Raw genomic sequence first — 17,503 nt, forward strand, 5'->3', positions numbered from 1 at the left:
CCACCCGCAAGGCAGCGCTTTGTCCATTCTTGACTTCTTCCAATCAGTCCAAAAAACAGGCAATCAACTCAAAAAAGCCAAAACAAAGAAAAAATGCTAGAAAATGAACTTTTGATTATTCATGGAAGCCATTGTTAGCATTTGTTTTAATTCTTTCGAGGTTGGTACTTTCCCTTTTAATTGTTTCGGGAGTTCGTGTGTCAGTCTGTATTCCGAAACTCAGATTGGTTTTGTGTTAGTTCTCAAAGAATACTCAACTTCAATATTGTCTTTGGTAGGGCAAAGTATTATTCCTATTGAAGGATTGTCGTCCGGCTGTTTTTCTTGTTCATCCAAAAGTTCGAGGTAGAAATTCATTTTTCCTGCAAATTCAGGTTCAAATTCTACTGTTTTAAGTTCTATTGCAACCAGACATTTCAAAAATCTGTGATAGAAAAGCAAGTCAATAAAATATTCCTTTTGGCTGAGTTTTAACCGGTATTGATTGCCAATAAAACTAAATCCGTAACCGAGTTCCAATAGCAGATCTCTAATGTTTTCAATAAGTCTGTTTTCTAATTCTCTTTCCAAGACAGGCTTGTTTATCCCAAGAAAATCAAGGTTGTATTCACTTTTCAATGCTTCATTTGCCTGTTCCGATAAGTGAATGGGAAGGGTATCTTCAAAATTGCTTTGCTTTGGATTTGCCAGATGATTTTGATAAGAATCCGCTTTTATTTGGTTTAGCAGTACAGACCTGCTCCATGCCAATTTATCAGTTGCGTTCAGGTAGTATTTGCGTTCTTCCCTGTCTTTGACTTGGTGCATGATCAACAGATTCTGTCCCCATGGTATTTTTGTTGTCAATTCTAAAAGTTCCGGTTCGTCCTTGTATTCAAGGTAAAATTGACGCATGCGCCACAAATTTTGAGGAGAATATCCCTTTATTCCATCAATTTGTTTGTTGATATCTGTCGAAAGCGTATCGACAATTGACTTGCCCCAATTATTGACTTCCTGGTTTTTGACTATCAGTTTGCCGATCTCAAAGTTCAGCCCAATATGGTGCTTGTTTAGCGATTTATAGGCTTCATACCTCGCTGAATTAATGGTCTGGATTACGTCATTGAAGAAACTGTTGTATGGTTTTAACTCACTCATCTATACCTTTTTAATTCTCGCACGCTTGTGATAGAAGTCTAAATTACAAAATCTCGCACAGGTGTGCGAGATTTTGATCTGTTTGGTTTCGTTTAGCAACAGCAATCATAGCCATCTATTTTGCTTTTTCATAATTTTCTGTTTTAAATAAATGGTAACAGTTTAGCCCCCGCATGCTGCCATCAATAACTACTTCCTGATGCAGATTTCCTTGAGCATCTGGGACTACCCCACCCTCCACAATCTCCCCCTACAGGCTGGCTCAACCCTAAACCAATTCACTGAATTGGTTTTTGAAGGATTGCCCCCTCTTCCCGCGAGCTAGCGGGACAGGCTCTTAAAAAGAGGGCGATCATTTTGTACTATCATCCAGCTATCAGAATCAAACGCTTTTTGATGGTTTCCGGATTTAAGCCCAGAAGGATGATAAAAGTTGGCGTAGTCTCCGGATCCTGTCGGTCTCGAAACCTCGAGTGCCGCAGGCGATAAATAACAGGGACAAGAAAGGAAAAAAATGATACTTTCCCAGCCCGCAGGCTGGCTACTTCGCTAAAAATGTCCACAGGACATTTTCTTTACGCTCGGCCCTCCTATACAGGGTATTTTTCGGGAAAACGAGAGAAAAATGAGGAGAATTTGAGGTTTTTGGGCATGGAAATGAAATTAAAATCCGACACAGCTTATCACACATCCTACTTGGTCTTTTCCTTTTAGGCCGGAAACAGCAGATCTTTGTCACCAAGTCAATCCCATTCACATGATGTACAACTGGGCAGAAATCTGTAGTGAGCTAAAGGACCTGGAAAAGCGGGTGGATGCGAAAATAGATGCGATTATATCTGAGAACGCTAATCCATTCCCCCATGCAAGGATTGATAAGGCTAGACAAATCGAAACGCTATCCTAGGCGCTGAGGCAGTTTATTGAGTTGGAACAGGAAAAGGATGCCACGGTGATCCTGCATATGTTACGGGATATGGGGGTGAAGATTAAGGCGGTGAAGTGAGGTCTTTTTTCCGTTCTTTTGCTCCCGAAATAATCGGGGCAGGCTTTAGCCCAAAAGAACCCGCCACGGCGGGCAGGCAAAAGGCCAAGACGCCAGCAAAGCTTCTCCCCACAAGGCAGCCGCCTGCCTCGCTTCCTCCTTCGGCGGACAGGGCTGCGTCCTCTCCCGATACACTTCGCTATCGGGACAGGCTCTCCCCGCCCTAAACACAAGCGAATGTGCCAGTTGACAAGCTATGTTAGAGATGGCTGTATTCTCGTGCTACTGGTGCAATGCCAAGACGGATACTTTTATTGAGGAGGAGTTCTTTGTCCCTGATAAGTGGGGGCTGACAGGTTACATTTGCACAGTGGTTTGTGTCTTCACAAACCACGGCTGGGTGGCATGATTTTGAGGAGTTTGAGGAGACGGATGAGGTGGTTACGGATGGAAGGGAGGAGAGGTTAAAGTAGAAAAACCCTCATCCTTCTCCATCAAAATTTCATGCAGAGATTTTCCACCTAAGTCTTCCTGAAAATATGTTCCGGTCAGCTTCATCCAGTCCTGCCACTTGGTGGCTTCGGAAGTAGGTATTTCCCAAAATTCCGAAAGCTGAGGCGCAGGAGTCTTTTCAATCTGCTCTCTGATAGCTGGCAACCTATTAAGTAAATGAACAATGATTCTTGGAACCTGGGTGATGGCAGCATCACCAACATAAATGGATCCCTTTCCGCCCGCCGAGAACATATCCCGGATATTTGGACAGACTATCCCCTCTCTAGTGACCAACCAGATCGCCATTCGGGAGTATTTGGTGGGTTGCTTACTTAATTGGACAGGAAAATAGGCCATGGCTTTGTCGCGCAGTTCTTCACGTTCTAAACGGGAAAGATTAGCCCATATACGTATGATTAAGTTGCTTGCCGGGTCGTCTGCCGACTGATCCATCCACCAGAGATCTTCTCCAGGACTAAGCTTCGTGCGATAATAATCAACAATCGGACGGATGGGGTTGTCCATCTTGCGGAGTGTATCGTAAGGTACTTGGATCTTGTCAAACACGGTATGGCCAGCAGTGAGGTTCATGTCGATCAGGTATCTGGGAGAATGAGTCACCACCACCTCAGACAATACTTCTTCGTAAGGCCTACATTTCAGTTCGATCGGATCGAACAGTTTGGCGAAAAGCATGAAGATCCGCTCTACCCCATCTATCCTTGTTCCTTCAAAAACTGAATTGCCTGTGGTTCTCCAATGGTTTTGTTTGGTGGTCTTGACTTCTATGCCATAAAACTTTTTGGCAATAATGTCAGGAAACTTCTGACCTCCCACCAACTTTATAGAATCTTCAAATGGCGTCCCCTTCGCAGCTGCTTCCAATACCTCCTTGACCAATGGCTCAAAATTGCGTCCATCCAGTTTCAGCATGGATTTTGGAGAGCTGGCCGCAAGTTTACCAAGTTCATCCATAGTGAGGCTGAGTAAACTGTCAAACTGTGATCTTTCCGGTTCAGGATTTACAGAGACTATCACTATTATCAATCAAAATAAATATCCCAAAGTGATTCCAGCCTTGCCGCAAGGTTAAAGGCAAGGAGCGGTGGAACGGCATTGCCGATGATCTTATAGGCCTGAGATGGACTGACAAGAAATGAGCCTTTTCTCCCCTCTTTCTTGGGAATGACAAACTCATAATCTTTAGGAAAAGTCTGAATAAGGGCACATTCCCGCACTGTCAGTCTTCGCTCAGGCAATCCCGTCTCCAATTCATGGTCAATTTTACCTCCATGAACTTTGGAAAGACGTCTAAATTCTATATTACCATGATGCTCAGCCCTTATAGTAGGTCCGATGGAGTTTAGCTTAATTTCAGACTGTCCCTGGCAATGGGCTCCCATGTATTTGGCTTTAGAATAATACTTTTGGGAAAGGTCTTTCGCCTGTTCTGGTTCTTCCACAGATTCAAAAACCCGTGAAAGCTTCACAAAAGGCTTTAGATGTTCCCCCTTTGCCTTAAAGGCATGGGTTGGAAATGGATATGGATTATAAGTATCCGGAATTTGTTTTGAACTTAGCGCCTTGAAAGCGGTGTCCTTAAGTGCCGATTTACGGATACCAATGAATATCACTCGCTCACGGGACTGAGGCACGCCATAATCAGCTGAATGCAACACCATGGGATCAAGTACAATGTACCCGTTTCCCCCTGCGTTTGAAAAATCCTTCTGGATAACTTCTTTGACATTGGACAAGTTGGCAAGTCCCTTCACATTTTCGGCAACAAAGATTTTAGGCTGAGTAATTTCAATAACTTCCTTCATCCACATATAGAGCTGACCTCGGGTTTCGACGGAGGCTTCATCCTCTTCAATGAGTTTGCCTAAGTGATTTTTGTGGGAGTTGAACCCATTTCTTTTTCCTGACAAACTAAAATCCTGGCAAGGAAACCCTCCGGTGACCACATCTATATTACTTGGAAATACCGGAGTTCCAGCACGATGAAGTTTGACTAGATCTACAATACTTTCTTTGAAAAAGAATTCTGGCTGATGGCCACGTTTTGAAAAATAGTTTACCCATGCGCTTCTGGCATCAGTAAGTATATCGTTGGCGAAGACAGTTTTAAATTTGGTCTTGCGCAATTGGGCATAGTCGGTGTCCACTTCATGCGAAATAAAGTCAGGATGAAGCAGTTCGTTAACAGAGTCTTTCAGCACCTCAAAACCTCCTTCAAAGCCAAGATCCATGCCACCGCATCCCGAGAAGAGTGAAAGCACCCGGATCGTATCTGTATTTAATGACCGAGATGCTTTATCCAGCACCACAGGTTGATAAAGCAAATCTCGCTGCGGTTCTTCTACGGTATCTAGGATATTATCTTTGGTACTATCTAACATTTGGTTCAAATTACTGAAAATTTTAAAACTGCTTTTTTTTTAGTTGGAGAAGTTGCACTTGAAGTAGATGGGACTAGCAAACTTGAAGAAACTATTACACTGCTTGAAATTGATATTCGAAAAGAATACGGATTTGACAGTTAAACAGAAAACTCCATCGCCACCTGATCCAGATCGAAGGATTTTTCTTCCAGACCATAGGCCTTGTAGGCCTCATTCAGGAATCTCACCAATGAATAGCCCACCTCTTTGCCCAGGTTGCACGGCACGGCATTGCCGATCTGCTTGTACTGGTTGGAAACTGAGCCCGCAAACTTCCACTCATCCGGAAAAGTCTGGATACGGGCATACTCCCTCACCGTAAAGGGTCTGGTCTCATCGGGATGACAGCGCTCGGTCTGCTTCTGTGCGGGACTGCAGGTAAGCGTAAGGCTGGGCTCATCCCAGCTTATCCTTCGGGCCATGCCTGTCTTGCCACCGCCCAGGTAGAAGCTCTTCTGCATGTATTTCATCTGTAGATCAAGTGGCAGATCCCTCCAATACCCTCCCGGAGGAACCTTGTCCAGGATATCCCGCTTGCTCTTTGGATATAGGCTTCCTTCTGATTCCGGCACATCTGTAGGGTACAGCTCTCCGGCTTTGAGCGCATCCTTTAAGGTATAGATCTTTTTGTAGGGCTTAGGGTATGAGAAATCAATGTCGATATCCTTCCTGATCCCTACCAGGATCAGCCGCTCCCGTTTTTGGGGTACGTTATAAAAAATAGCTTTCAGTATTCTTTCATCCAAAGGCTTGTAGCCGATCTCGTCAAGAATGGATTTCATACCAGCAAGGGTTCTACCCTCGTCATGGTTCAGCAATCCCCTGACATTCTCCCCAACACAGACCAAGGGTCTCACCTCGTCCACTACCCTGGCAAATTCATAAAAGAGTGTTCCACGGGCATCTTCCAGTCCCAGTTTCTTACCTGCATAACTGAATGCCTGGCAAGGGAACCCACCGGTGACTACGTCGATTTTATTTTTATAGGAGGCAAAGGATACTTTGCGGATATCATCTTCAATGACCTTCCACTGCGGGCGGTTGATCCGAAGCGTCTCTGCCGCCCAGTGGTCTATCTCATTCAGTGCGACACATTTCAGTCCGGCCTTCTCCATGCCGATGGCCAATCCGCCTGCTCCGGCGAAGAGCTCGAGCACAGGGTAATTATGGTCAGGTGTTACTTGGTTGCCCAGATCTTTTGGGGTAAACATAAATTCCAGTTCGTCAAAAATTTTAAGTTGTTCTTTCCTATATATCCTATAATTGCTCATAGGCTCACGGAAAGCGGTGAGTTTGCCATTGTTGTCCCAGCGTCTGAGGGTTTCCTTGCTTTTTCCGAGCAAGTCTGCCACTTCCGATAAAGAATAGTAATCTTTCATGATCATTTTATTTATGGTCAGAGCGCCAAGCAGATCACATACGATGAGCCTATAACCAAGTTATCAAACCTTACACATGGTTACAAATGTAAAGCTATGTATTTACAGAAAAAGAGCAGGTGTCAACATTTTCTGTCAACGGGTGTCAATAATTTCTTTGGGCTTTTGGAGAAATTATGCTTTGGATTGTAAGCCTTTTGGTTTTTTGTACTGTTCAATCCCACAACCTGCCTGAATAAAACACCGTTATCCAGAGTATCCAATAACTCTGAACCCATGAAAAATCTCGTCCCGTTAGCTATCGCAATTTTTTTCCTTGGTCTTCTAGGCAGCTGCACTACGACCCGTACTTTTTCAACCGCAGATGGAAGCTACGAGGGCATGGAAATTTATACAGTCAAATCACCCGAAAAAGATTTCGAGGAAATCAAATTTATCCATGTCCAGGGAGGTTGGCCATCAGGGCCTAAAGGAATGATGGATATTTTGGTAAAAAGAGCAAAAAGTGAAGGTGCAAATGGTTTGATAAATGTGCAATACAATAGGCTTCACGTCGGCGCTTCTATTTCTGGAACAGCTGTCAAATTTGAGAATGGGGTCGAATAAGCCCCTTTCAATTTCCAATCATCAATAGCTCATTGAGAACCTTGATTTTCTTGCCAATTTCATGATTTCAATTGATTTACGTTTTTAAAACTGCTCAACAGTATTCGCACCCACCTTATCATAATCATACTCGGAATGTGTGCCGATAGATTTGATAAAGACCCATTGCCTCAAATAGCTGATCTGGACGATTAGCCGATACTTATTTCTTGCAATGTTAAACACTACCCGATTGTTTTTCACTTGATCTGCACCTGGAAAGTCCCTGACAACATCCAAAGGTTTCTCCCAGATGGAGTTTTTTGTGAGCGCAGCCCAGATTTCAATACTTGATTTTGAATCTGGATGCTTTTTGTAAAACTCTGTCAGGTTTTTGATTGCAATAATGTTTTTCAAAGCTCACTGATGTATAAACTCTTAAACATATCGGGATGTTTTCATTTTGAAAACTTATTTTAGCCATTGTGATTATCCGCAATGATGCCAGTAACCCTATTCTCTTTGCTTTACTGGACGGAAGACCGAAGACGGGTGACCGAAGTGGCCTTGACGCTGGTGTTTTCCGAATCCTATGATGCTTTTATTGTTTTACTGGCAGAAAAGCGGATATACATATTAGCCATTTTGCTGTCACTTGCATCAAAAGGAATCAGCAATTGATTTGTGAACACACTGTGAGGAATTTTCCACCTAATACAATTCGTACGCTGGGAGAGGTATGAACCGTATCTGGTATACAAATCTTCTTTCAATGAATTCTTAAATAATTAAGAATCACATTATGCCTTGATATCTCAAAATTGACTTCTTAATACTCTCCAAATTCAATCCCTATTAACCTTAGTTGATTCTTCATCGATTCTACTGCAATTAGAAATCTATTGTAATTTTTATTCTCCGGCTCGGTCCAACCAACCTCTGCATAAGCCAATAGACGGGGAAAAACCTGCTTTAACATTGCAGATTCAGACTTGGTATATTCTGTCCAAATTTGCGTGCCTAAACCTAGTATCTTAGAATGAAATTCTTTAGGCAGCCCTTCTGGTATGGGATCAAATGCGTAAGACTTGGATAAGGGAAGCCTTTGGTAGGTATAATCTAGGTAAGTATCCCAATGGTTGGAATTGACTACATCGTAGCCATCCTTGGCAGCACCTTCCACCAGTCCCAGGTCTCCTTTCCAAAAATGAACAATTGATGATTTTTCCAATTTCTGCTTTGCTTTAGCAGCTGAGGGATCGCGTTCGTTATGGATATCATGTCCCAGTATATCGTTCCATCCCATCATTCTTTTCCCTTTTGATGCCAAATAGGTAGAAATTTGATTGGTAAAAAAGATTTGTAAATCCATAGGAGTAGATATCTCATTGTCATCCATAAATTCCCGAATAGAATCATTAGCCTTCCAAGGATTATAATTAACCTCATCTCCGCCAATATGGATTGCTTCTCCCGGAAATAATGAAACTACTTCGTCCAATACATCCCTGAGAAAATCAACCACTCTTGGGTCCGAGACGTTGAAAGAATCTTCCATCTTGCCAAAAGTAACCGGAACTTCAGTTGTGGTACCTAAAGATCCAATCCATGGATATGCAGCTATCGCAGCCATAGCATGTCCGGGCATCTCTATTTCCGGCACAATTTCAATATGACGATCTTTTGCATATTGGATTATTTCTCTGATCTGCTCCTGAGTATAAAAGCCGGACTGTGGTTCCCCTACTCTTTCTGTGCTTCCACGTGCCAATTGAGTATCTTTTCTTGTCCCTCCTACCTGTGCTAGTTTTGGATATTTTTTGATTTCTATACGCCATGCTTGATCGTCTGTCAAATGCCAGTGAAATACATTCATTTTCAACATAGCCATCTGATCAAGCATCTTCTTGGTCAGCTCTTCACCCATGAAGTTTCTACAATCGTCCAACATGAATGCCCTCCATGAGAATCGAGGCTTATCGGCAATTTTCGTCTTAGGGATTAGGACTTGATCAGTTCCAACTTCGGCAAAAGTGGTTGACAATAGCTGCTTCAATGTTTGCACTCCATAAAATATACCGGTCGAAGTAGGCGCTATGATTTCTATAGACTGATCAATCGAAAGTAAATACCCTTCCCTTCCTAAAGAATCCGCCAAGCCCTCGTCCAACCTGAGCTTAATCCCATTACCATTCTCAACGATTGGGGAAGGTGTTCCGAAGCTAACTTTTAAATAATCTGATAAAAACTCCGCTTCTGTACTCAAGGATTCGGCTGCTACTATAGGAATTCCAGCCTTTAGCCCAAACTCACCTTGTAAATCGGTTTTACTTAAAGGATAGGGAATAATTTGTGCATTCAAATCCGAATAAGGGATTAACCCGACCATCCAAATCAAAAGAATTCCAAGTAAGCTGCTGTATTTCATGGTATAATTAAAAGGATAACTTAAATATGGTATTAGAGCGATGAATAGACCAATTTGCCAGCTTTGAGGGTCTTTTTGATTTCCATTTTGCTATCTTTGTGTTCAAAGAGAATTAAATCCGCATTATTTCCTGCCTGGAGTCCAATAGAACTCGATTTCTGAGTCAAATAAGAAAGTGGCTTAACGGATGCCATATCTATCGCTTGAGACCAGGTTGCCAGGTTTGCTTTAACAAGATATTCCAGACAGGATTTGAGGGAAGCTGCAGAGCCCGCTAGCAATTCGGGATTTTCCTGCATGCAAAGCCTTCCTTCTTTAGTCAACAACACCGTTCCCCCGATTGGGCTTTGATAGGTTCCTGCTGGTAAACCAGCGAATTTGGTGGAATCACTTACCAAGAAGGTGTTTTCCGGCTTTGTTTTCATAAAAACCTTCATTACTGGATCCGGTAAATGAAACCCGTCAGACACAATGCTTGTCCAAAGTGAATCCATTGCCAGTTGATCCCAGATGTAATTTGGATGTCGAGGCAATAATAAATGGGCTGCATTTCCCAAATGCGTAGATAGACTCGCCCCTACTTCCACAGCATGTTTGATTTGAGCTGAATGGGCCGCAGTATGTCCGATGGCTACTTGAATGCCTTGCCCGACACATTTTTCAATCAACTCAGGCGCACCTTCATATTCTGGAGAAAGCGTGATCAGCTTTATTTTACCTTTTGCCACTTCTTGTAACCGAACGACCATGTCCCAGTCAGGCTCACAAACAAACTCCAAAGGATGCGCACCACGTGGACCCGTTTCTCTGCTGATAAAAGGCCCTTCCAAATGAATCCCGGTAACAGTGGCATTGATGAGTGTATCTTTACAGGCCTCAATAATTATCTTGATTGACTCCGATACAGCTGATTCACTGGCAGTGATAAGGGTTGGCATAAAAGTAGTCATACCGTTCTCCCATAATTTCTGGACAGAAAACACCACATCACTTACCTCCAACTCAGGTTCATTGAAATCTACACCCTGAAAGCCATTTACCTGCAAGTCCACCAGTCCCGGAGCTAGGATATAGGGAGTAAAACATTCTTTCAATTCTTCTATAGACCTGATCACACCCTGATCCAAATTAATCCGAATCGGTCGTTGGGTACGATAATGTAATCCCTCTATGGTTTTTTGCTCTTCCATACTAGTCTTGATTCTGTAAGCCATTCATTAACTCCACAACTCCTTGATTAACTTTTCCCTGTTTGAAAACCCCTGACAAGACAAAGACCAAGAAGGAAACCAACGTAGGTGCTCCAATTTCCAGAGCCAGAGAATCTGTGGGAAAAACCTTAAGCAAAACAAAGGTGATGAGCCCGGCAAGAATGGATCCCATAGCTGAGCGTGCATCACTCTTTTTGAATGCGGGAAGCAAGCCCAGTATCATAGGAATTGCTATCGGACCCAATAAAGCAGCAAACCAGGAAATCATCAAGCCGAAAACCCCACCAAAATGAGTTGAATTCAGTGCCGTGGCAATCGTGAGAACGGTAAAGCACAAGGTAGTAATACGTGCTAAAGTCAATCCCTGACTTCTGGAAAACTTTCTGATTTGAGGAAACAAGACCGGCAAAATATCCCTACTGATTACCGCAGAGACCGTGTTTGAATCTGAAGCAGTCATGGATAATGTATTGGCAAAAAGTGAAGCCAAAATAAGCCCAATCAATCCTTTCGGTAAAAACTCCATGACCATTTTCCCATAGGACAGAGTAGGGTCCGCTAAGTTTTCAAAAAATACTGGAGCAGCAAACATGGGATAAAATAGGATCAAAGGCCAGGTAAAATAAAGAAAAGAAGAAAGCAGGGCGGCCTTCTTTGCGACTTTTCCAGATGTTGTGGAAATAAACCGTGTGGCTAGATTCCAGGTACCGCCACTGTAACTGAAGAAATTGATAACCAATAATACGGCAGCGAAACCAGCAGTATAAGGAGCATGAAAGAACGCTGAATTCTCCTTTGGGAGCCGCTCCCAAAGGGTAAAAATACCTGAAGCCCCATCTCCTAATTTGTACAAGATCATCACAAACATGGTAAGGCCAGCCAGTAATTGAATAACAAATTGACCAAAGTCATTCCAAACGTCTGCCCAGAGCCCTCCAATAGTTATATAGATCAATGAAACAAAACCAACCAGAAGCACTCCAAAAGTAATGGAAGCCCCACTGAACACATTCAATAAAACTGCAATGGCCGCCAACTTCCCTCCTGTATCGAATACTTTAATAATAGTCCCTAACCAGGCTATCAGTTGCTGAGTGGGAAGATTATACCGGACCAACAGATATTCTGTCGGCGACTGTACACCAAAGTTTATGCGTAGCCTGGCCCATCTCGGTGCAATGGAAAATGCCGCCACTAAAACAGCTAGTCCCACCGTAAAGGCCCACCACACGTAGATCGTAAATCCATGGGTATAGGCTATCCCTGCATACGCAACAAATACCGCCCCGCTATAGCCAGACACATGATGTGAAATCCCGGAAAGCCACCATGGAAGTTTTCCTCCTGCTGTATAAAAATCCTCGGAATTTTTTACTCTGAAATATCCCCACAAGCCAATGGCCAGTAGCATGATAAAATACAGACTCAGTACGATCCAGTCCAGCAGCTCCATCTTACTTCAACTTGGCCAGTCGGTTGTATAGCACTTTAATCGGCAGCTCTCTCTGCCCATTAAGTTCCTTAATTTCTGAATCATACAAAAAGCCGGAATTCAAAGCGGCAAACTCCTTACTCAATACCGTTGATTGATCTAAAATTGAGGTCAATTGCTTGGTAAGAGAGGATACAAGTTCTTGCTTGAATGCCGATGAATTATATAGCTCATCTACCTCTTTATAATCCAGATAAAGCATTCTTAATTTTGCCATCAGTTTGAAATGATCAAACTCATCTGCATGCTGACTCGGTTTCAATTTCAACAATGCATCGCTTACTTGTCTGAAGTTCTCCTTCACCTCCGACACATTCTTGCTTTTTTCAGGCTTAGCGTTTGAGATCAATTCTCTCTTGAACATTAGGAATTGAAATAGCTCCATAGATTCCTTTTCATTCAATCCAAATCTTTCAGTAGCATAATCCATTATAAATTCCTCCGGGTCATATTCCTCTGGGTTAGCCAAAGCATCTGCATAGCTGGCTATCAATATCCTAAACCCAGACATGGGATAAGTATTTCTGATCTGGACCATATCCGCTACGTCGTAGCCAACATCCCAAGTAAACCCATAAAGACCGGAAGTAGACCAGGAAGTCATTATCATTCCTTCATATTGACTAGCCCGGGCATAAGGGATAAAATCACGTTGGTTATTAAAATGGGTAGACCAATTGGTCATGTACCAGTTATCAGGATGGCTTCGGATAGACGGTGCTCCCCAAAAAGTAAAACCCAAATCCTGCAGTTTGGAAATATCCCCAAAGTGATTGGTTTTCCAGCCGTAATTCCAATCCACAAAAACCGTCTCCTTAGGAAGCTCAGCTGCAGCCTCAGGATATTTCAAAATTATATCTGCCCACATCAAAGGAATTTTGCCATTTTCGATAACCAGATCGGCGATCATTTTCATATGATCCACGAAAAGTTGGGACTTCCCTACTTCCTCTACCCGGGCACTACAGAGCTCACAATGCCCCAGTAAATACGTTTCATCCCCACCGATATGGATGTAATCCGAATTATGCGTTTCCGCCAAATCTTTAAAAAGCGATTGAAAAAGCACCTTACTCTCAGCTATTTTCATGGGACAAAGCTGGGAAATATCCTGTCTATCTTCTTTAAGAATACTGTACCTAGGGTTTCTTAGGATATACTCCACGTGCCCCAAGCTTTGCTGCAAGGGTACTACCTGTATACCTAAACGGTCACAGTAAGATATAAAGTCATCAATCTCCGCCCGACTGTATGAAAATTGGTTAGCGATGGTCAAATGTTCCTGAAAAGGATAAGTCGCTTCCCATTCCATCACCAGCGTATTCAACCCAAAATCTGCCATTTGTTTGGCAAAATCTTTCAATGCTTCTGGGGTCATCACTTGAACACGTAGATCCAAATGGAAGCCTTTCACCTCAAAATCCTCATTCACCTCCTTTCCCTCCTTTCCCTTCAATTGTGAAAAACTATGAAAGGATAGCAGAAAATACAGCATACATAAAAGGTACCGGAAGAATGAAATGCTATTGGTAAATTTCCTGAGACGGAAGTATTGAGTAATTTCCAAGGTAATAATTGGTTAAGTATTTATGCTTTCTTGACGATGGTAAAAGTGTGATGATCAAGCTTGCTTACAGCAGACTGGTTAAAATAAAATTTACAATTCAGATGGGTAGTCAGGATAGATGCAGGACAAGCTGTGCTGACTTCTTGAGTCAATGTATCATGTACCGCCTGACTTTTCTTTTCTCCCAATACTACACATACCATAGCCTTTGCTGCCATTAAAGTAGGAACGGTCAACGTAACGGCTTTAGTTGGAACATTTCCCAATTTGTCAAAGCACTTATCATTTACCTGTTGCACCCTACAGGCTTCTTCCAAATCCACTACTTTGACAACTAAGGGGTCATAGAAGTCCGCCACTGGAGGATCATTAAATGCGATATGGCCATTTTCCCCTATACCCAAACAAACCAAATCAATTGATCCTTTGCTGAGCAATGCTTCATATCTGGAAAGTTCAGCAGCTATATCACCATGGGTTTTGATCAAATGAACCTCTTTAAAAGGCACTTTTGAAAACAGCGTTTCTTCAAGGTATGATGCAAACAGTTCGGGGGCTTTTTCATCCAGACCGATGTATTCATCCATATGGAATGCCACCAATTTATCCCATCGTATTTGATCTGATGAAGCCAAATAGGTTAGCATTTCTGTCTGTGAAGGGGCAGCTGCAAAAATCACTCTTACTTCATCTTGCTCTTCCTGCAAGTTCACAATGTACTTCTCTACTTCTTTCCCTGCAGCTATACCCGCAAGCTTTCGATTGGAAAAGACATGAATGTCTTTTTGAAGGTCTATCATTTTTATAATTGACAGGCGGGAAATCTATTCCAAGAAACTAGAACAAATAGTCCTTTGCCTTATTTAAGTTAATCTGAAGTCTGGTATTTTCAATAGCTTCATTCTTTTAGGAGAAATTCAAGCTCACTGAATATCCACATTTACCTCGAATGGATCCAGTTTGGCCCCAGCCCTATCTCGTGCAGAAAGGACAAGTTGATCTTCGGAACCCTCACCATTGCTTATATACACAAGATTCATAACATTGATGTCATTTTGGGTAAACCGATCTCCTGGTTTGAGAATAGTAGCACCACTGATCAACCAACCATGTTGGGCAACTTCCTCCACCGTATAAATGATGTCATTTGCTGAGGCTCCGGTTACTTCCAGCATTTCAGAATCCAAGGCCACACTTCCACCAGATTCCACAGTTATCCCGGTATTGGTTTCCAAGTCAAGGACACTGTTTCCAGTGGCAATGATGGCAATGATCATGGGAGCCGGTAAAGTTTCATGTTCCTTAGAGGCAAAATCATTGGTTTCATCCCCTTTATCTTGCCCGTCAATCATCAAAGAAAGCTTTCCTCTATTATCCAGGCTGGAGTAGAAATCTGTCAAATCAAAATTAAAGGAACTTACTTTTGTGGTGGTGATAGTTGATATGGGCGGATCAATTGGGCTGGTGGCGTTATTCCAGTTCAAGCCCATCTCAGTCCATGTAGTATCAGGAATCTGATACAGGTTCATATCCAGATTTTTTGCATGGGTAAAGGAAACGCCTATTTCGAATCTCAGGTCCGTGATGACTCCTTCAGTGGGCAATTCATTCAAATCAAACATCAAATACGCTTTTCGGTCGTAATCCCCATCCCCTGTGACACTCTTCACTTTTAAGAGATTGGTAGAACCAAAATTGGTAGTTGCGGCAGCACCTCCATTGATATAGGTATCTGCCAAGGGGAATATTGTATCTGTTTTCACAGAAGGATCCAGTTCATCCAGATTAGAAGACGCTGCTGAAAAATACACTATAGAATTCACTATGTGGATCACTCCATTGGTAGGTTCTAAGTTGGAAGTAGCTATTTCCCATTGCTTACTCGTCCCCTGATTGATCAAGCCAACAAAATTGGTGTTATGGGAAAGATACATCACCTGACCACTTTCTGTAGAATAACCAATCGGCAGGTTACTTTCAAATAGTTCAGGATCGGTAAACAAAACCTTGTCCTCAACTATATGATACCTTAGTAAATTCTTTAAAATAGGTATGGGCACCTCCTCCAAACTACCATAGGAATTTGCTTCCAGATACTCTTCAAATGCCCTGTCTGTTGGAGCAATAAAAGTCCTGGTTTGATCAGAACTGTATTGTTCAGAAAGACCAGTCAAATCAATAGCGCTATGAAGCATGGAAAATGATTCTTGAGACTGAAAATAGTCCAAAGCAGATACCTCCAGCTTACCAGTTACACCCGAAGGTTGATATTCAAAATTCTCCTGGATGGTACAGCTGTAAAAAACAACACCAAAAAGGATGATGAATAAAGCTGCATTTATTTTTATAGGTAGACTTTTCATTCCTTTCGATTTTTTCTATGAAACTTTAAAGCAGGAAACATTAATTGTAAAATTCATTTTGAACCAAATTTGGATTTCTGTTAATGGCATCTTGATGAACAGGCCATACCAGGTTTGCTTCTTCACTTAATCCATTGATTGGCCCCATGACCTCCATTGCCTTTCCGGTCCTCACCAAGTCAAACCAGCGATGCCCTTCGTAGGAAAGTTCTATGAAGCGCTCATGTAGAATCGCTGACTCCAAATCCCCATACAGGGCTTCTGCGGAGGAGATATTCAGATTTTCCAGCCCCGCTCTAGTTCTTATCCTATTCAATAAAGTCAATGCCTCTTCAACTTCCCCTAGCTGATTATGAGCTTCTGCTTTTAGCAAAATAATGTCAGCCAACCGCAGCATGACTATATTATTAGAAGAGGGAGCCGGACTTTCATCATTGAATCCCTCACCGAAGAATTTCCAGATTTTCCTTGGCTGGGCAGAGGTTACATCATAAATGAGTGCTTGCCTTTGGTCATTATCTTCGAAAGAGTTCCGGAAGGATTCACTTGGAAAAAAATTACTATCCGATCCCAATGCATATAATACCCGCATGGAATTGGTCTGCACTTCATTATAGCCGATTTCAAATATGCTTTCTCTGGAGTACCCCTGCGTGAAAATATTTGACCATTCACTTATGGACACCAAAGAATAAAGCGAATTATCCAGTACTTTTTCTGCCGCTGCAATCGCACTGGTATAATCTCCTCTCCACATGTAAAGCTGCACCAACAATGCATTGGCTCCGCCTTGAGTAATCAAATTTCTGTCTCGTTCACCCCCAAAACTTGCCCGACAGTTTTCGGCTGCAAACAAAAGATCTTGCTCGATTTGATCCAGGACTATCTCGACATCAGTCCGTGTATTAAACAAATCCTGCTCTACACTTTCATATGGTTCCAAAATCAAAGGAACATCACCCCATACCCTGACGGCATAAAAATAAGATAATGCCCTTAATGCTCTGGCTTGCCCCAATAATTGCAAACCAAACTCTTCTCCTTCTTCAAATACCGGAGGAATGTACTTTATGGCATAATTGGCTCTACTTATAGTCTCATATAGATTGTCCCAACGGGCAGAATTTAAGGTTGGATTCAGATTATTTTCCTGCAGTAAAAAGGGATCTCCTGATTGGTTGGTGTTCACTGCATCAGCTCTTCCTTCTCCCCACATGGAGAAATTGAGAGAAAATGTAGATTGCGCAGCATCATAAACTCCATAGACTCCGGACTGTGCATCATTGGAAGTCTTATAAAATCCCTGGGCGGAAAAACTACTGACCGGATCTTTGTCCAACAGATCTTCTGAACATGAAAAGAAGATGAGTGTCAGCATTGATAGAAAGATATTCCTGCTAATTTTCATAAGTAA

At 42.4% G+C, this 17,503-nt stretch carries 16 protein-coding genes; 4 read left to right on the forward strand and 12 right to left on the reverse strand.

From position 1 onward, the window contains the following. Window positions 1-219: 219 nt before the first annotated feature. Window positions 220-1,140: a YhcG family protein gene (locus tag LZF95_RS09945; RefSeq protein WP_233754840.1), complete on the reverse strand. Its 921-nt coding sequence runs from the start codon at window positions 1,138-1,140 to the stop codon at window positions 220-222. A gap of 757 nt (window positions 1,141-1,897) precedes the next feature. Between LZF95_RS09945 and LZF95_RS09950 the strand changes: the two genes are divergently transcribed. After that, the gene (locus LZF95_RS09950) at window positions 1,898-2,047 is read left to right on the forward strand and encodes a hypothetical protein (RefSeq protein ID WP_233754841.1); all 150 of its coding nucleotides are present in this window, start codon (window positions 1,898-1,900) and stop codon (window positions 2,045-2,047) included. A gap of 519 nt (window positions 2,048-2,566) precedes the next feature. On the opposite strand, the gene LZF95_RS09955 is transcribed toward LZF95_RS09950, so the two are convergent. After that, window positions 2,567-3,658, reverse strand: a complete 1,092-nt coding sequence (locus LZF95_RS09955; RefSeq protein WP_233754842.1) for a hypothetical protein — start codon at window positions 3,656-3,658, stop codon at window positions 2,567-2,569. A gap of 5 nt (window positions 3,659-3,663) precedes the next feature. Further along, entirely contained in the window at window positions 3,664-5,022 is a 1,359-nt protein-coding gene (locus LZF95_RS09960; protein ID WP_233754843.1) for a DNA cytosine methyltransferase, read from the reverse strand. On the opposite strand from LZF95_RS09960, the gene LZF95_RS09965 reads away from it, so the two are divergent. Next, a complete protein-coding gene (locus LZF95_RS09965; RefSeq protein WP_233754844.1) occupies window positions 5,023-5,166 on the forward strand; it encodes a hypothetical protein in 144 nt (47 codons plus the stop codon). It begins immediately after the preceding gene. On the opposite strand, the gene dcm is transcribed toward LZF95_RS09965, so the two are convergent. After that, window positions 5,163-6,443, reverse strand: a complete 1,281-nt coding sequence (gene dcm / locus LZF95_RS09970; RefSeq protein ID WP_233754845.1) for a DNA (cytosine-5-)-methyltransferase — start codon at window positions 6,441-6,443, stop codon at window positions 5,163-5,165. The two genes, LZF95_RS09965 and dcm, sit on opposite strands and share 4 nt — an antisense overlap. A 276-nt stretch (window positions 6,444-6,719) precedes the next feature. Here dcm and LZF95_RS09975 point away from each other — a divergent pair, with 276 nt between their 5' ends. Beyond that, window positions 6,720-7,049, forward strand: a complete 330-nt coding sequence (locus LZF95_RS09975) for a hypothetical protein (protein WP_233754846.1) — start codon at window positions 6,720-6,722, stop codon at window positions 7,047-7,049. Window positions 7,050-7,133: 84 nt separating this feature from the next. On the opposite strand, the gene LZF95_RS09980 is transcribed toward LZF95_RS09975, so the two are convergent. Further along, window positions 7,134-7,445: a type II toxin-antitoxin system HigB family toxin gene (locus LZF95_RS09980; protein ID WP_233754847.1), complete on the reverse strand. Its 312-nt coding sequence runs from the start codon at window positions 7,443-7,445 to the stop codon at window positions 7,134-7,136. A gap of 81 nt (window positions 7,446-7,526) precedes the next feature. Between LZF95_RS09980 and LZF95_RS09985 the strand changes: the two genes are divergently transcribed. Then, window positions 7,527-7,709, forward strand: a complete 183-nt coding sequence (locus LZF95_RS09985; RefSeq protein ID WP_233754848.1) for a hypothetical protein — start codon at window positions 7,527-7,529, stop codon at window positions 7,707-7,709. Window positions 7,710-7,857: 148 nt separating this feature from the next. Here the strand turns inward: LZF95_RS09985 and LZF95_RS09990 are convergent, their stop codons facing one another. The 7 genes from LZF95_RS09990 to LZF95_RS10020 all read right to left on the reverse strand — a co-directional run bounded on the left by LZF95_RS09990 (window position 7,858) and on the right by LZF95_RS10020 (window position 17,497). Beyond that, window positions 7,858-9,456: a beta-N-acetylhexosaminidase gene (locus LZF95_RS09990; RefSeq protein ID WP_233754849.1), complete on the reverse strand. Its 1,599-nt coding sequence runs from the start codon at window positions 9,454-9,456 to the stop codon at window positions 7,858-7,860. A 32-nt stretch (window positions 9,457-9,488) separates the two neighbouring features. Beyond that, window positions 9,489-10,646, reverse strand: coding sequence for an N-acetylglucosamine-6-phosphate deacetylase (locus LZF95_RS09995; protein WP_233754850.1), 1,158 nt, complete (start codon window positions 10,644-10,646; stop codon window positions 9,489-9,491). Window position 10,647: 1 nt separating this feature from the next. Beyond that, on the reverse strand, window positions 10,648-12,120 hold the full coding sequence (locus tag LZF95_RS10000) for a sodium:solute symporter family protein (protein WP_233754851.1): 1,473 nt from the start codon (window positions 12,118-12,120) through the stop codon (window positions 10,648-10,650). A gap of 1 nt (window position 12,121) precedes the next feature. Beyond that, the gene (locus LZF95_RS10005; RefSeq protein ID WP_233754852.1) at window positions 12,122-13,654 is read right to left on the reverse strand and encodes a family 20 glycosylhydrolase; all 1,533 of its coding nucleotides are present in this window, start codon (window positions 13,652-13,654) and stop codon (window positions 12,122-12,124) included. A gap of 92 nt (window positions 13,655-13,746) precedes the next feature. Then, window positions 13,747-14,526, reverse strand: coding sequence for a 6-phosphogluconolactonase (locus LZF95_RS10010; RefSeq protein WP_233754853.1), 780 nt, complete (start codon window positions 14,524-14,526; stop codon window positions 13,747-13,749). 123 nt (window positions 14,527-14,649) lie between these two features. Continuing rightward, on the reverse strand, window positions 14,650-16,089 hold the full coding sequence (locus LZF95_RS10015) for a DNRLRE domain-containing protein (RefSeq protein WP_233754854.1): 1,440 nt from the start codon (window positions 16,087-16,089) through the stop codon (window positions 14,650-14,652). 40 nt (window positions 16,090-16,129) lie between these two features. Further along, window positions 16,130-17,497, reverse strand: a complete 1,368-nt coding sequence (locus LZF95_RS10020) for a RagB/SusD family nutrient uptake outer membrane protein (protein ID WP_233754855.1) — start codon at window positions 17,495-17,497, stop codon at window positions 16,130-16,132. Between the last annotated feature and the right edge of the window lie 6 nt (window positions 17,498-17,503).

The sequence above is a fragment of the Algoriphagus sp. AGSA1 genome (genome assembly GCF_021390545.1).
Taxonomy (GTDB): Bacteria; Bacteroidota; Bacteroidia; order Cytophagales; family Cyclobacteriaceae; genus Algoriphagus.

Coding starts and splice junctions, on each gene's coding strand:
- LZF95_RS09945 (WP_233754840.1), bottom strand. CDS start 1,140: ATGAGTGAGTTAAAACCATACAACAGTTTCTTCAATGACGTAATCCAG.
- LZF95_RS09950 (WP_233754841.1), top strand. CDS start 1,898: ATGATGTACAACTGGGCAGAAATCTGTAGTGAGCTAAAGGACCTGGAA.
- LZF95_RS09960 (WP_233754843.1), bottom strand. CDS start 5,022: ATGTTAGATAGTACCAAAGATAATATCCTAGATACCGTAGAAGAACCG.
- dcm (WP_233754845.1), bottom strand. CDS start 6,443: ATGAAAGATTACTATTCTTTATCGGAAGTGGCAGACTTGCTCGGAAAA.
- LZF95_RS09975 (WP_233754846.1), top strand. CDS start 6,720: ATGAAAAATCTCGTCCCGTTAGCTATCGCAATTTTTTTCCTTGGTCTT.
- LZF95_RS09985 (WP_233754848.1), top strand. CDS start 7,527: ATGATGCCAGTAACCCTATTCTCTTTGCTTTACTGGACGGAAGACCGA.
- LZF95_RS09990 (WP_233754849.1), bottom strand. CDS start 9,456: ATGAAATACAGCAGCTTACTTGGAATTCTTTTGATTTGGATGGTCGGG.
- LZF95_RS09995 (WP_233754850.1), bottom strand. CDS start 10,646: ATGGAAGAGCAAAAAACCATAGAGGGATTACATTATCGTACCCAACGA.
- LZF95_RS10000 (WP_233754851.1), bottom strand. CDS start 12,120: ATGGAGCTGCTGGACTGGATCGTACTGAGTCTGTATTTTATCATGCTA.
- LZF95_RS10005 (WP_233754852.1), bottom strand. CDS start 13,654: ATGCTGTATTTTCTGCTATCCTTTCATAGTTTTTCACAATTGAAGGGA.
- LZF95_RS10010 (WP_233754853.1), bottom strand. CDS start 14,526: ATGATAGACCTTCAAAAAGACATTCATGTCTTTTCCAATCGAAAGCTT.
- LZF95_RS10015 (WP_233754854.1), bottom strand. CDS start 16,089: ATGAAAAGTCTACCTATAAAAATAAATGCAGCTTTATTCATCATCCTT.
- LZF95_RS10020 (WP_233754855.1), bottom strand. CDS start 17,497: ATGAAAATTAGCAGGAATATCTTTCTATCAATGCTGACACTCATCTTC.